Origin of the sequence: Streptomyces sp. NBC_00513 (genome assembly GCF_041431415.1) — a bacterium.
In the GTDB taxonomy this organism is placed as follows: domain Bacteria; phylum Actinomycetota; class Actinomycetes; order Streptomycetales; family Streptomycetaceae; genus Streptomyces.
Genome location: NZ_CP107845.1, coordinates 7,809,023 through 7,824,493, shown reverse-complemented (window position 1 = coordinate 7,824,493; position 15,471 = coordinate 7,809,023). Strand labels below are relative to the sequence as shown.

The following is a 15,471-nucleotide window of genomic DNA, read 5'->3' as shown; positions in this document are numbered from 1 at the left end:
CCGCGAAGGGAGGAACAGTGGTGAAGCCCCGAGTCACTCTGCTGTTCGTACCGGGTGACCGGCCGGAGCGCTTCGCCAAGGCGGCAGCCTGCGATCCGGGCGGGGTGCTCGTCGACCTTGAGGACGCCGTAGCGCCGGAGGGGAAGGCGCGGGCGCGGGACGCCGCGGTTGAATGGCTTGCCGCACATGAGGGCTATCTGCGGATCAACGCGGTGGACACGCCATGGTGCGACGAAGACATGGCCGCGCTCGCGGCGGCACGAAGCCTGCGCGGAGTGGTTCTCCCCAAGAGCGCCACCGCGCACCAAGTGGCCGGTGTCGTGCGGAGGTTGCCTCCGGACGTGCCCTTGTTGGCGCTGGTGGAGAGCGCTCTGGGCGTGCGGGAAGCGGCGGCGATCGCTGCGGTTCCCCGGGTCGTACGCCTCCTCTTCGGCAGCATCGACTTCGCGCTGGACGCGGGTATCACTCCCTCGGGCCCTGACGAACCGGAGCTGCTCTGGGCCCGTTCGGCTCTGGTGGTGGCCTCGCGAGCAGCCGGTCTGCCGGCGCCGCTCGACGGGGTCTACACCCGGCTCGAGGACGAGGCCGGGTTGGTGGCCTCGTCCCGGCGCAGCCGAGGGCTCGGATTCGGCGGCCGGCTCTGCGTGCACCCGCGGCAGGTGGAACCCGTACACCTCGCCTGGCAGCCGACCGCGGCGGAACGAGATTGGGCGCGCCGGGTCGTCGCGGCCGCCGGCGATTTCGATGGGGCCGCCGTGCGCGTGGACGGCCAGATGATCGACCGACCGCGTCTCGAACTGGCCCGGGCCCTGCTGGCTGGGTGATGTCCGACCGTGCGATCACGGAGGACGGGCCACGGCCACCCATGAGACGGACAACTTCCCCGTCGTTGGTGTCGCGGGCCTCCAACACGCCGGGACCGCGCCGTCGCGCAGGACTGCGTCCTGCGCGACGGTAAGGGGGGCGTTCGGTGATGTCCTCCACGGAGATCTCTCCGCCGGGGTTTTCGGCGCAGGAGGCGGCAGGCGGGCGCGTGCCGGTTGTGGTCATGGGGAGCTTCGCATGCTGGGGGAACGTGTGCCGCTCAGCCATGCTGCTGGTCGACGGTCGGTCGCGACGGGTACGCGCCACGGCGGTCGTACCCGTCCTCGATGCCGGTCGGGGTCAGCCGCAGCTGACTCCCACTTCCTTCCAAGTGGAGGCGTCGACCATCGTGGTCGGGGCGAAGGCTTCCTTGGGGAAGTCCTTGCCGTCCTTCAGCTTGTGGTACATGGTCTGTACGGCCAGGGCGCCGACGTCCTTGCCGTTGATGAAGAGCGCGGCCTTCATCCCGGAGGGCTTGTCAGAGCTCCAGTTCTTGCAGGCCAGGTAGGCACCGAGACCCACACCGATCACGTTGTCCGCCTTGAAGCCGGCGTTCTCCAGCGCTGTGACCCCACCCTGGACGTTCTCGTCGTTGCAGCCCCACACCACCCAGTGCTTCACCGCCGGATTCGCGGTGATCGTCGCCGCGATCTTGTCCTGCGCCCCCGTCGGCGAGTTGTCCGTCGGCACGTCGATGTTCTGGACCGGCGCGCCGGCACCCTCGGTGAACGCCTTCTTCGAGGCGTTCACCCGGTCCGTGCACACGGTGACGTCCTGCTTCCACGCCGAGATCGTCCGGGTCTCCGCGGCACCCCAGCCGGCCTTCTTGAACTCCTCGGCCGCCCGCTTGCCGACCTCGCCTCCCATCTGCTGACCACTGAAGCCGATACGAGGCACCAACGCGTCGGCACCACAGGAGGACGGATCGGGGCCGGTGCTGCAAATCTGGTCGTCCGACGTCAACAACGCCACCTTGGCATCCTTCGCCAGCTGCACGACCTGCGGCCCCACGGCCGGATCGGGAACCACGACGATCAACCCGTTGCTCTTCTGCGAGATCGCCGCCTGCGCCTCACTCACCGTCTTGTTCGCGTCATTGCCCAGGTTCACGATCTTCAGATCGATCCCGAGTTGAGCCGCCTTCGCCTTCGCACCGGCGGCCTCACCGATGAAGTACTCCTGATCGCCCTGCTTCTGCAGATAGGTCAGGGAGATCTTCCCCTCGACCTTCCCCACGTCCGAGCTCCCGCCCGTCGCCTCCTGACCGCTGGAACACGCGGACAAGACGAGCATCGAAGCCAGACCCAAAGCCACGACGGCTACCGGTCGGCGGTGGTGGTGAGTGAACATGTCGTTCCCTTTGCTTGGACGGGTCACACGGCATCGAGCAGCAAGGCGCGCGATGTGACGAGACTGCGGGCCGATCGTCGTTGTGTTCGCTGTCTGGCCGGGCCTGGGCTGGGGGGCAGAGCCCGGTGAGCGAGGGCTCAACGATCGAACCTCGCTCAACGCGAACCAGAAGATCGGCGGATTACCCCTGAAGGAATCCACCACAGTCACTCTCTTTCAAACTTGATGCAACAGAGGGAAGCGCCGTTTCCGCCATAAGTCAACAGGGCGAAGCGGTGTAGCTCGGCCGAATATCGCCGCGTCGCAGGATCGGTTCAACGCCATCCGGCGTCCGCATTCGCCCCCCACAACAAGTACGTGGTCTGGAGCTGCACCGATGCCCGAGGTCATGCCGAAGGGGGCGATGTGAGGTTTCACGCGACCTGCTCGACTCAGGCCAGGTTCTTCCCGGATTCCGTGGCCACGACGACGCCGTTCCCGACGACACCGCTCGTAGCCCGAGGGCCTGAACCGTCACGGAGAGGCGGCTCGACGCCGGACGCGACATGACGACCTCGCGAGGTCGAGTCGCCCTTCACGCCCGTGTCGGCACGGGCACCGTCATCGACGGACCGCGCCCAGGAGCGGGGAGACACGCGCCTGACCGCGGCGACCGGCAGCACCGGTGCGGCGGGCAGGGATGCGTGGAGGCCTGTGCCGGTACACACCACGGTCCGGGCGGCATGGGAACGCAACCGGGAAGATTCGCCGCCGGCACGCCGACGAGGCCGCTGTTCGCACCTCGGTCGCCCGGGTTCGCCGCGGAAGGCGATGCCGTGGCCGCGGAGACCGTGGCGAAGACCGCCCACCACCTGGGGGCGGCTTCGGCAGACCCTCAACCTCAATCGACGGCCGCGAGGCCTTTCACCCCCGCTGCCGCGGGGCACCGTTCCGCGTGGGCCGCCAGGGCGCGGATGCTTTGAAGCACAGGCCGCAGCCCCACCTCGCCCACGCGCGCCGAGGGGCCGAAACACGCGAAGCCGCGGGCGGACGACCGAGCATCTTCATCACGGCCAGTATCCGCTCGCGGGTGAACGCGTCCACGCTTTCCGGGAGATCTTGATCCGACTTCGCGCGGCACGTGAAGCGGACCTGCGAACCGGGGCTGCAAAACGGAGGGCTGGGCAGTCACCTCTGTCGGGGCCAAGCACTGGGCGGAGAGCGACTGTTGCGCCAAAAGGACGCGACCGGATGGAAACGGTCGGGGGTGACCCAGGCCAGCAGGACCACTTCTGCTTCTACTCGTCAGTTTCCTTGACACGGCCCGGCGTCACTTCGACACTCTCCTCACCCGGCAATGTTAACGTAAACACAGAGAGGGGAAACACGCCCGTAACCATCTGACCCTTACCCTCCCACCCTCTCCCCGCGACGGGCGGAGTGCCCGCCAGGCCGCGCTCCTTCATTCGGTGCCCGCGCGCACAAGCCGACCGGCCCGCCATGCGGACCCAGCCCGCGCGCCCGGGCCACTGCGCACCCGGCTCGTCATCACCCCGCACGGCTTCAACGGCTCGACACGCTGGTCCGGCAAACGCCGACGGCATTGCCACTGAGCCCTCGGACCTACGCCCACAGTAGGCATCGGCACGAGCTGAGCCGTCAAAGCGCGCGACAAACGCCCTCGCGGCCGCCCGCCAAGGGTGGACGCAGGTTCGCGGCCTGCCCCCGGCCGGACAGGCCTGGCCGCACCTCATCCGCGCCTGCTCCCAACCGCCCCCACACGACTGGAGAACAGTGGTGCCTGTCAACAGAAGAACATCCATCGGATCGCGCCGCCGACGGCATACCGGCATAGCCACGTCGGCCCTCGCCGTCGCCACGATGCTCGTCGGCGGGGCGGTGTCGCCTCCCGCCGCGGCCGACGCGCCCGAACCGACCGGTGTGACCGTCCGTCTCGACCCCGGCTACCAGCAGCAGCCGTTCGAGGGCTGGGGCACCTCACTCGCCTGGTTCGCCCATGTGACCGGCGGCTGGCCCGACGCCCAGCGCAACCGGCTGGCCGACGCCCTCTACAGCGCCGAAGGACTCGGTTTCACCGTCGCCCGCTACAACATCGGCGGTGGCGACAGCCCGGAGACCGAGCCCTACATGCGCGTCGGCGCAGCCGTACCGGGCTACTGGAATCGCCCCGGAGCCGAGACGCCCGACTGGTGGAACCCCGACAACCCCGATCACTGGAACCCGGACGCCGACCCCAACCAGCGCTGGTGGCTCAGCGCTGCCAAGGCCCGTGGCGCGGACACCTTCGAGGCGTTCTCGAACTCCCCTCCCTACTTCATGACCAACAGCGGACTCGTGACCGGCGCGGTCAACCCCAATGACGACAACCTCCGCTCCGACCAGTACCAACGCTTCGCCGCCTACCTTTCCGGGGCGCTGCGTCGTGTGCAGGACTCCACGGGCGTCACCTTCGGCTCCGTGTCAGCGATCAACGAGCCGAATACCAACTTCTGGCGAGCCGGCGGCCGCCAGGAAGGCTCCCACTGGGCAGTCGACTCCCAGACTCGCATGATCACTGCCCTCCGCTCGGAGCTGGACGCGAAAGGGTTACGCACGCCCATCGCGGCGATGGACGAGACGAACCCGAACACGTTCCGGGCCAACTGGAATGCCTACGACGACTCGGCCCGCTCCGCCGTCGGCAAACTCAACACCCACACCTACGGGACGAACGGGCGCACGGGGCCACGCGACATCGCCAAGGGTGCGGGCACACCTCTGTGGATGTCGGAAGTGGATCTTGGCGGTCGGGGTCCGCAGAACTTCACCGACATGAGCCCCGCCCTCGACCTCGCCGGTCGGATCACCGACGATCTCAGGGAACTGGAGCCCCGGGCCTGGGTGCTGTGGCAGGCGGTGGAGGACTACGAGAACATGACCCCGGCCCACGAGAACTCAAACTGGGGGCTGGTCCAGACCGACTTCACCCCGGCGGACGCCGCGCGGGAGCCACTGCGGAAGAACAAGAAGTACTGGGCGATGGCTCAGTACAGCAGGTTCATCCGGCCGGGGGCGCGCGTCATCACCACGGACGACGACGCCACTTTGGCCGCGGTGAGACCCGGCGGTCAGGGCGCAGTGGTGGTCCACACCAACCCCACGCCTACGGCCCGGACGGTGACCTTGGACCTCAGCGCCTTCCGGACGGTCTCCCCGCAACCGGTCAAGCGCTACACCACGGACACGACCAAGAACGTCCATCGAGAAGCCGACCTCACCACTTCGGGCAAACGGCTCACGGTGACCCTTGGGCCCAACTCGGTCACGACCCTCGTCATACCAGGCGCATCCGGTGTGAACACCGAGGCGACCGCCGTCCCCTCCACCGCCTCCCGCCTCCTCGTCAACGCCAACAGCGGCATGGCCCTGGCAGGTACCACACTCGGCAAGAGCGCCCTCGTCCAACAGGTGCCGAACCCCGGCGACGCGGCGCAGCAGTGGGTCCTCACCCGTTCGGTACCCGGTGACTGGAGCAGCACCGCTTCGTATCGTGTGAAGAACGTCAGGAGCGGCAAACTCCTCGGCGTCGTCGGCGGCGCGCTCGCCTTGGCCCCTCCCGGACCGTCGGCAAACCTGCGGTGGATGCTTTCCACCACCGGCGACGGGCAGTACACCCTGGTCAACAGCGCGACCGGTACGCTCCTCGACGTTACCGGCGCCTCCACCACGGACGGCGCCCCTGTCGGCGTCCATCCGCCCACCACGGGGAGCAACCAGAGATGGGCCTTCCGCGGACCGACCGACTGGCAGGCACTGCAAGCTCGGCACAGCGGCAAGTGCCTGGACGTCACGGGCGCGTCCACGGCCGACGCCGCTCCCGTCACCCAGTACACCTGCAACAACGGACCCAACCAACAGTGGTCGCTACGCACCGCCCCGGACGGCCACGTCAACGTTGTGGTGCGGCACAGCGGCAAGTGCCTGGACGTGACGGGCGCGTCCACCGCTGACGCCGCTCCCGTCGCCCAGTACACCTGCAACAACGGACCCAACCAACAGTGGTCACGGATCGAGGCGGGCGGCGGCTACGTTCGCCTGGTGGCCAGGCACAGCGGCAAATGTCTCGACATCGCCGGCGCCTCGCCCGCCGATGGCGCGGAGGCTGTCCAGTACGCGTGCAACGGGGGAACGAACCAGCAGTTCCGAACGGGATGAGGCTCGCTGCCGGTGACGGGGCCCTCGGCTCGTCACCGGCAGCCGGTGCTCCGTCGGCTGCCGTACGGCGTCTCCGTCCGCGAGGGCAGGCCTTGCGGCATTCATCCGACGGCAGCTTCGGCTGGAGGCAGCGCGGGGCCGACCGGATCCGAACTCGAAGGAATGGGCCGGAAAGCAACCTTGGGACCTGCTGACGCATCAGCTTCACCACGCACTACATGTCACAAGTGTTTACGAGCTGTTGACATTACGTCCTTTCGTGAGCCAACCTCTGGGCAAATGTTGATTCACGCGCAGAAATGTTGGTTACTGTGCACATTGAGGGCGGGACGCCTCTCATCTGCCACAGGCCATCGGGTGCGCGATGACGTCAGGGATCCGCATGCGAAGAATCCGATCCATCCTGGCAGGCCTGAGCCTGCTTCTACCTGTCCTCGGTGTCGCGCCGGCGGCGATGGCGGCACCCGTCACGACAGAAACGGGCACCCAGTTCCCGGACACGACCGGGGCAGGGGTGCAGGCCCACGGTGGTGGCGTACTCAAAGTCGGCGCGTACTACTACTGGTTCGGCGAGGACCGCGGTGAGGACAACAAGTTCCGCTATGTCTCCGCCTACCGTTCCAAGGACCTCAAGGACTGGGAGTCTCGCGGCCATGTCCTGACCCAGGAGGCCGACCCCGAGATCCGCTCCGCGGTGATCGAGCGTCCGAAGGTCCTCTACAACGAGAAGACCAAGCAGTTCGTCATGTGGATGCACAAGGAGGCGGATGACTCCTATGCCGAGGCCCGGGCCGCAGTGGCGGTCTCGTCCACGGTGGACGGCCCGTACGAATGGAAAGGTTCCTTCCGCCCGAAGGACGCGTCAGGGGCCGAGCACATGTCCCGCGACATCACGGTGTACGAGGACAAGGCCGCCGGTAAGGCCTACATGATCTCCGCCGCCAACCACAACGCCGACCTCCACATCTACGAACTCAGCGACGACTACACACAGGTCAAGCAACTGGTGGCGAATCCCTGGCCCGGTCAACACCGGGAGTCACCCGCCCTGTTCAAGCGCGGGGACGTGTACTTCATGCTCACTTCCGGAACCAGCTACTGGGACCCGAACCAGCAGAAGTACGCCACCGCCACCAGCCTCGCGGGTCCGTGGTCGCCGATGAAAGACGTCGGCAACCACAACGGACACCACTCGCAGACGACGTTCGTGCTTCCTGTGGAGGGCAGCGAAACCACCTCCTTCCTCTACATGGGGGACCGCTGGGCGGGTACGTGGTCCAATCCGAACCGGGTCAACGACTCCAAGTACGTGTGGCTGCCACTGGAGTTCCCGGATGCCACGACCATGAACCTCCCCTGGTATACGAAGGTCTCCATCGACACGCAGACCGGCCGGGTCTCCGGCTCCGGAGGCGACCCCCTCAACACGATCACCGGCAAGAAGAGCGGCGCCTGCATGACCGTCCCCGGGAGCGTCTCCGACAACCAGGCACCCGTCACCCAGGAATCCTGTGCCGGCGGGCTGAACAGCCAATGGCGATTCACGGACAACGACAACGGCTACGTCCGTGTCCTCGCCCAACACAGTGGCAAATGCCTCGACCTCGCCGACAACTCCACCGCGGACGGAGCCGAGATCAAACAGTACGACTGCGGCTGGGGAAACAACCAGCGCTGGCGCTTCGAAAGCCTGGTGGACGGCTACGTCCGCGTCGTCTCCAAGCACAGCAGCAAATGCCTCGACGTCCAGGGCGGGTCCACCAGCGCCGGCGCCAAGATCGTCCAGTCGGAGTGCAACGGCTCGACCGGTCAGGCCTGGAAGGTCGGCACGCCCGACAAGCCGACCGACCCCACGGACCCCACCGATCCGACCCACCCCGGAACGGCCGACCAACACCTCACCACCTCGGTCAACGCCGGCGTGCTCACCATGTCCACCACAGCGGATCCCGTCCGACTCCCCCCGGTCGACTTCGGCAAGGGCGGCGCCTCCACGGGCAACCTCAACATGATCACTGTCAAGGACTTCCGCGGCGGCACAACAGGCTGGTCACTCACTGGCAAGATCACCGACTTCACAAGCCCCCGGGGCAAAATCGACGCCGACCGGCTCACCTGGACACCCACCTGCACCACCAAACCCGATAGTCCCACCACCTGCGTGGCGGGAAGCTCCGGGACCATCGGAAAGAACGGCGCAACCCTCGCATCCGCACCCGACAGTGACCTGAGCGGCGGCGAATTCACCACCAACGCCGGCGTGGCCCTCGACGTTCCCAAGTACACACCCGTCGGCGACTACGCCGCGACACTCACCCTCACCCTCCTCTGACCGCGCCCGCGTGCCGGACGCCACGCGTCCGGCACGCGACGCCCAGAACGCTGACGAGCCACGCGCAGATCGTTCGTCGCCTTCCCCCTCCCCTTGAGGCCTTGTCCCGGCCCGGAGACGATCGACCGACACCGGCGGCAAAACGCCCCTGCGGCCGAGCCCGCCGCTCGCCAGGAGCCTCCCGGCAGCCCCGCACGCACAGCCGCGATCCGGGAGCACAACGACTCCTGAAGAAGGACCGGCCCGCGAGGCACCCGGGTACGCGCCTCGCAAAGTACCTGCTGCCTACTGAAGTGGGACCTCCTGGCGTTCCTGCGGCGGGGCGGTCCCCTTTTTCGGCAACCAAGGCATTCAAGCCGACGGACCCATGCGATCGAGACGACATTCGGCCTGAGCTGTTGAGGTGTGGGCTTCAGGCAAAGGGAGGTTCGCGCAGGTCGGGTCACGGATGCTCGTCCCGGCGGCGTCGCGGAGCTTGCTTGACAACAAACCCGCAGTGCGTTCAGTCTTCCACTCGTTGAGCGATTTTGTGTAGACACGTTGAATACTGGGGGTTTGGGGCAGCCATTCGGCCGCCTTGCCCCGATTGTCCATGTCGTCAGCCCAACTTCGCGCACTCGGAAGCCGGATTCGCTCCGTGCTCCGATGTCGCTCCAACGCGTGGGGGTCTTCTTGCGTAGCAGCATCATCGTGCCGATCTATCAATCGCCCACAGTTCTCTCGCTCTTCCTGGAGTCGCTGAGACTGACTGTCGAGCCGGACACCGAACTCATCATGGTCAACGACGGTTCGGGACCCGAAGTAGGCGAGCTCATCGAGGAGTTCGCCCGTACTCTGAAGACCGAGCGGCTCGGCGCCATCACAGTCGAGACCGTGCACAACGTGAACCCCCGTGGTTGCGGACAAGCCCTCAACCAGGGCTTGTCCAGAGCGGAGGGCGACCATGTGTTCTTCGTCGACTCCGACCTGATCTTGGCATCCGGCTGGCAATCAGGGATGTTGCGAACCCTGCACGAGCATCCGGAAAGCGGGATGACGGCTGGCGTGCTGCTGTACCCGCACACCGGTGGAGTACAACACTGCGGCATCACGTTCAGTGAGACGCTGGGCCGGCACCTGTTTCTCAACGCCCGACCCGAAGACTTACCCGGTGCGCCGTACACGGTTCAGTTGGCTGCTTTCGCCCTCTTCGCGATGACCCGGCAGGTCCGGAACGACGTCGGCCTGCTGGACGAGCGGTACTTCAACGGATACGAGGACTTCGACTACCAGATGCGAGCCAGGACGCTCGGCTACCGCACGGTGATCGACCCGCGGGTCACCTCCTACCACTGGGAGCTGCGCAACGGGGTCCACCGGGCGGGGAACCGCAAGAGCAACCTCGCACGGTTCTGGAAGACCTGGGGCGACCATGTCGACAACGACGTGGTCCCGCGCATGGTCAATGCACTGACGAACACGCCCGACCTCGGGCGATTCGTTCCGCTGGATCTCGCCGAGACACGTACCGACGCCGCCGGCGTCTGGGAAGCGCTCGCCGCCGCATCGACCCTCAACCGGCATGCCGTGCTCGACTACTCGACGAACGTGGACGGGGAGCGGCCCATTCTCCTCCCACATCTGCTGCCGCCCGCCCTCCTCACCGAACCGAAACCCTTGCTGATCCTGGTCGAGAACTTCGTCCGCCTGCTCGACAACCAAATGTGGCTGGCCCAGCGCCTTCGGACTCAGACGGAGGACATCGTCATCGACCTGCACGGCAACAGAGTGGGTCTTGAGGACCTCCACGCCGGCTGCTGGCCGGGGGCCAAAGTCCGGTGACGAGCGATCAAATGGCCACCGCGGATCGACCGGCCGGCCTCACCTGGCTCGACACAGTCGGCCGCGTGATTCCCGCCGGATGCAGCACCCTGGCCAAGGCACCTCACCGACTCCTTCCGGGGCGGGGCGCGATCGTGGCAGTACAGGCCAAGGACGCCGAGTTCACCGACCTTGACGGTCGTACCTGGCTGGACTGCGAGATGGCCATGGGTACGGCGACATGGGGGCACGCCCGCCCCGAGGTCGGAGAAGCGGTGAGTGCCGTGCTGGCGCGGGGCACCGCGTTCTCCGTGGCGGACCCCCTCGAACTGGCCCTGGCCGAGCGGCTCCTGGCCCGCTTCGGTGTCTACGAGGCGGTGAAGTTCGCCAAAAGCGGTGCCGATGTGGTGAGCGGGGCGGTACGAATCGCCCGCGCGGCCACCGGACGCGACCTCGTCGTGGCGACCGAATACCACGGATGGCACGACTGGGCAGCACCATCGCACTACTCCGCACGGCCCGCTGCCCTCGGCATCCCGCAAGCCGTGGCAGCACTGACGCTGACCACCCCGCCCGGCGACCCCGAGCGCCTCCTCGAACTCCTGCGCGAGCACGCGGGGAACGTTGCCGCAGTGGTGATGTGCCCGAACCGCTGGTCTGCCGACCACCTCGGCATCGTCGTGGACGCGGTGCGTTCCGTGGGAGCGGTCGTGATCTTCGACGAGGTCACGTCGGGCATACGGATGGGCAGACGTGCCACCTGCGGTGAAGTCGACGTATGGCCGGACCTGTTGTGCATCTCGAAGGGCATGGCGAACGGACTCCCGTTGGCGGCGATACTGGGTCACCGCCGCCTGGTGATGCGTGCCGAGGACGTACGCATGAGCAACGCCCACTCCAGCGAGTCACTGGCTCTCGCCGCCGCACTGGCTTGCGAGGACCTCATGGACGCGGCTCCCACCTGGCCGTCGTGGCGCGCACGGACCGCCGACATGATGGAAACCCTTCGTGCCCGGATCGATGTCCTCGGCTTGGGCGGACACATCGAACTTCGGGGCGACTACTCGAGTTTCTCCCTGGGCACGGTCGCCGCACCTGATTTCTGGACGGACCCCTTCCGCACGCACCTGCTGGATGTCCTCACCGACTGCCGGATCTTCACCAAGGGCTACTTCGTCTTCTCCGACCGCCACAGACCCCCACAGCTCGACGAGGTCGAGCGTGCCATTGACACCGCCTTGACCAGTTACGGACACCACAACTGAACGGAGGCCGGGAGTTGCGAGCTCTCGTCTATGCAGGAACGGGCCGGATGGATCTCGTCGATGTCGAGGAGCCCATCCTGCGAGCACCCACCGATGTGAAGGTCCGGATCGCCATGACAGGCATCTGCGGCACCGACCACAAGATCCTCGCGGGCAAACTCGACGTGGCCGAGAGCGGCACCATCCTCGGCCACGAGGGGGTGGGTACGGTGGTGGAAGTCGGTGACGCCGTGAGACACCTCAAGATCGGCGACCGCGTCATCATCAACCCCACTCAGTCTTGCGGAACCTGCCGCAACTGCCGGCTGGGCGCCTACTGCTACTGCTTCACCTTTGACGACCACCAGGTGGGCTTCACACTCGCGGGCACCTTCGCCGAATACTTCGTGGGCTCCGCACAGTACCTCTACCCGATCCCCGAAGGGATGAGCTGGCAGGTCGCGAGTCTCATCGAGCCGTTGGGCTGCTCGCTGAACAGTGTCCTCAAGTCCAACCTGCAGCCGCACGAGTCCGTCCTGGTCATCGGCTCCGGCGCCATCGGACTGCTGTGCCAGAGCATCACCCGACGATTGAGCCGGCTCACCGTGGCCACGGAACCGAACGCGTTCCGCCGCGATTTCGCCGAGCGCTTCGCCCACCACGCCTTGCACCCCGACGAGCTCACGCCGGAGAGGATCGCGGAACTCACCGACGGCAAGAAGTTCGACGTGGTGATCGACGCGGTCGGCAACCAGCTGACCGCGGCGATGTTGGCCGTCGCCAGGGGCGGCCGAGTGGTGCCGATGGGCTACGACGACACGTACCGGGTCGAGATCGCGCCCACCAGACTCATCGACGACGGGCTGAGCATCATCGCGGCCGTCCCGCTGCACGATGCCATAGGCCCCGCCATCGACTTCGCCGCTGACCTTCCGGACCTCGCTCGGATGGTCACCACGGAAGTGGACATGGAGGACTTCCGAAGCGCCTTCGAGGCGACCATGGGTGACAACCCTGAAACCGGACTGAAAGTCGAGGTCACATCCGTCAAAGCCGTGATCCGCTCGTGAAGCGCCACCGATTCGTGGCACGTCTTCACCCCAATGCCCGGTACTGCATCTATACGGAGCCGTTCTGGGCGATCTTCGGCACCGCCGCGCTGTACTACGCGACGCTGTACATGGAAACGGTCGGCCTCAGCACGGTGGCCATCGGCGGAATCCTGTCGGCCAACCTCTACGTCGCGTTCCTGTTCCAGTTGGTGGCAGGTGCCGTGACCGACAGGATGGGCAGACGTCGTGCCACGTTCTGGTTCGACGTCACGTCCTGGGTCGTCCCGATGTTCGTGTGGGCCTTCAGCAACAACTTCTGGTTCTTCCTCCTGGGCTACCTCCTCAACGCGTCGTCCAAGATCGTCAACGTGTCTTTCTGGCTACTGGCCACGGAGGACAGTCCGGAAGAGGACCGGGCGCGAATCTTCGCCGCCATCAAAGTGGTGATCATGTTCGCGGGCTTGCTGGTGCCGATCGTGGGATTCTGCATGGACAGGTACGGCACGGTGCCGACCCTGCGCGTGCTCTTCTTTGTCGGCGGGCTCGCCATGCTGCTGCACAACTGTCTGCGTCACTGGTACACGGTCGAGACACAGGCGGGCGTCGAGGCCAGGGAGCGCCATGCCGGCACGCCGCTGTTCCGAAGCGTGCTCGACAGCGGCCGGCTTTTGTGGGCGGCCGGGCGGCACAGCGCGCTGCGGCGTCTTGTAGCCATGTACGTGTTTAGCTTTGTCGCCGTCCAACTCAATGTGTTCCTTGCCGTGTACCTCACGAAGAACCTGGGGTACAGCGCTCTGGTGGTGGGCTCTGTCCCGGCTCTCGGCGCGGTCACCGCCCTGCTCTGCTACGCGGTCGTCATGCCTTGGGCGTCGGGGAGGGCCTCGGCGACCACCATGGCGCGGTGGTCACTCGTCGCCAGTTTGGCGGGCTGGATACTTTTCCTGATCCTCGGCCCGGGGAACCTCGCCCTGCTGTGCCTGTGCACCATGCTCACCTCGGGCGGCCCGTTCCTGGTGGAGTCATACCGCGATGCCGGCGTGGTGAGCTGCGTGCACACCTCGGAGCGAGCCACATTCTTCGCGGCCGTACAGACCTTCACCGCCGTGGTGTCCATCCCGAGCGGATACCTGTCCGCGGTACTTTTCCAAACCCAGCCGCTACTGCTGTTCGCGGCGATCGGCGCGCTGTACGGGGTGGCCGTACTCTGCACATTCGGCCGGCACACCACCTTTCAGGCCGATGTTCGACTCGTCCCCCACGGCTCGGGGGCGGTGACCAACCCGTGAGCGCACACGAACGAGCCTTGGTGCTCGACTTCGACGGACTCGTCGCAGACACCGAGGTGCTCTGGCTGGCCGTCCTCACCCGGCTCTACCGCTCGTTGTCCCAAGAACTGCCGCACGACCTCTACGTCGCTTCCATCGGCGGGACACTCCAGGACTTCAACCCCTTCGAGGACCTGGCGGCCCGATGCGGGACGATCAGTGCGGCCGAGCTGGAGCGCCGGGGCGAGAACCTGTTCCGAACCTGGATGACATATGAGGCGCCGCTACCGGGAGTCCGGCGCCTGGTGACGCAGGCGGAACGACTCGGCCTGCCGCTCGCAATCGCGTCGAGCTCCCGCTCCGCCTCCGTGATACCCCACCTTGAGAGTTTCGGACTCCTCGAATCCTTCAGCGTGGTCGTTACATCGGAGGACGTACCGCGGGTGAAACCCGCGCCAGATCTCTACCTGCGGGCGGCGCAGCGCCTGGGCGTCGAACCTACGGACATCCTGGCGTTCGAGGACTCCTACCGGGGAGTACGCGCCGCGACAGCGGCAGGCGCTCTCTGCGTGGCCGTGCCGCACGTCCTCTCCCGGACTCACGACTTCAGCGATGCGGCCCTGCGCCTCGACTCACTGGCGCTGTGCGACGTGGAAGACCTGTTGTTGCTCCCCGCCGATAGGTGAGAACCCTGATGAAGCCAGTGCGTACGTCCGCGTTGCCGTTCGAGCTGATGCCACGCGGGCCGGCCGGGGCTCGGTGGAGCACCGACGGCGAAACGCTTGAGATCGTGTCGGCGGCGATGAGTGATCTCTTCCTCGATTCCACTGCTGTGCCTGGCGAGGCGTCGGCCGACCTGACCCGGCTGACCGGGGAGGTGGAGGGCCCTTTCCAACTGGCCGCACGGGTGACCGTGGACTTTCGGCACCGGTTCGACGCGGGCGTCCTGGTGGTGTGGGTGGACCCGTCCACGTGGCTCAAGCTCTGCTTCGAGTTCTCTCCGGCCCACCGGGGAAGTGTCGTCTCCGTCGTGACCCGTGGCGTGTCGGACGACGCGAACTCCTGGCACGTCCCCGGGAGCACGGTCTGCCTCCGTGTTTCCCGAATGCGACATGCTTTCGCGCTTCACAGCTCGCACGACGGCCGAACCTGGCAGCTTGTCCGAGTGTGCAGCCTCGGAGTGGCGATCGACCGCCCGATAGAGGTGGGCTTCCTCTCCCAGTCACCGACCGGTGCCGGCTGCCGGGCGGTGTTCGAGAACATCACCTTCACGACCCGAGAACTGTCGAACACGCGGGACGGTAGCTGAACCCACGACCGGTTCCCCGACCTCGTCGGGGAACCGAGGAAGGCCGATTGTCCTTCGAGGC

General features: G+C 66.6%; 10 protein-coding genes. 9 read left to right on the top strand and 1 reads right to left on the bottom strand.

The genetic code is table 11. From position 1 onward, the window contains the following. Positions 1 to 17 precede the first annotated feature (17 nt). Positions 18 to 824, top strand: a complete 807-nt coding sequence (locus OHA84_RS35260) for a CoA ester lyase (RefSeq protein ID WP_266967558.1) — start codon at positions 18 to 20, stop codon at positions 822 to 824. A 340-nt stretch (positions 825 to 1,164) separates the two neighbouring features. On the opposite strand, the gene OHA84_RS35255 is transcribed toward OHA84_RS35260, so the two are convergent. After that, entirely contained in the window at positions 1,165 to 2,418 is a 1,254-nt protein-coding gene (locus OHA84_RS35255) for a substrate-binding domain-containing protein (protein ID WP_266967560.1), read from the bottom strand. Between the two features lie 1,572 nt (positions 2,419 to 3,990). On the opposite strand from OHA84_RS35255, the gene OHA84_RS35250 reads away from it, so the two are divergent. From OHA84_RS35250 to OHA84_RS35215, 8 genes are all read left to right on the top strand, one after another. After that, positions 3,991 to 6,408: an RICIN domain-containing protein gene (locus tag OHA84_RS35250; RefSeq protein ID WP_266967562.1), complete on the top strand. Its 2,418-nt coding sequence runs from the start codon at positions 3,991 to 3,993 to the stop codon at positions 6,406 to 6,408. Between the two features lie 382 nt (positions 6,409 to 6,790). After that, the gene (locus OHA84_RS35245; RefSeq protein WP_323181807.1) at positions 6,791 to 8,740 is read left to right on the top strand and encodes an RICIN domain-containing protein; all 1,950 of its coding nucleotides are present in this window, start codon (positions 6,791 to 6,793) and stop codon (positions 8,738 to 8,740) included. 672 nt (positions 8,741 to 9,412) lie between these two features. After that, positions 9,413 to 10,561: a glycosyltransferase family 2 protein gene (locus tag OHA84_RS35240; protein ID WP_266967564.1), complete on the top strand. Its 1,149-nt coding sequence runs from the start codon at positions 9,413 to 9,415 to the stop codon at positions 10,559 to 10,561. Positions 10,562 to 10,572: 11 nt separating this feature from the next. Continuing rightward, complete coding sequence (locus tag OHA84_RS35235) at positions 10,573 to 11,805, top strand: aminotransferase class III-fold pyridoxal phosphate-dependent enzyme (protein WP_266967566.1); 1,233 nt, start codon at positions 10,573 to 10,575, stop codon at positions 11,803 to 11,805. 47 nt (positions 11,806 to 11,852) lie between these two features. Continuing rightward, positions 11,853 to 12,854 (top strand): zinc-binding dehydrogenase, encoded by a 1,002-nt coding sequence (locus tag OHA84_RS35230; RefSeq protein WP_266967568.1) that lies wholly within the window; start codon positions 11,853 to 11,855, stop codon positions 12,852 to 12,854. Next, positions 12,851 to 14,122, top strand: coding sequence for an MFS transporter (locus OHA84_RS35225; RefSeq protein ID WP_266967570.1), 1,272 nt, complete (start codon positions 12,851 to 12,853; stop codon positions 14,120 to 14,122). Before OHA84_RS35230 ends, OHA84_RS35225 begins: the two co-directional genes overlap by 4 nt. Then, entirely contained in the window at positions 14,119 to 14,787 is a 669-nt protein-coding gene (locus OHA84_RS35220) for an HAD family phosphatase (protein ID WP_266967572.1), read from the top strand. The genes OHA84_RS35225 and OHA84_RS35220 overlap by 4 nt, the downstream gene beginning before the upstream one ends. 8 nt (positions 14,788 to 14,795) lie before the next feature. Then, positions 14,796 to 15,410 (top strand): DUF1349 domain-containing protein, encoded by a 615-nt coding sequence (locus tag OHA84_RS35215; protein ID WP_371591546.1) that lies wholly within the window; start codon positions 14,796 to 14,798, stop codon positions 15,408 to 15,410. Positions 15,411 to 15,471: the final 61 nt, after the last annotated feature.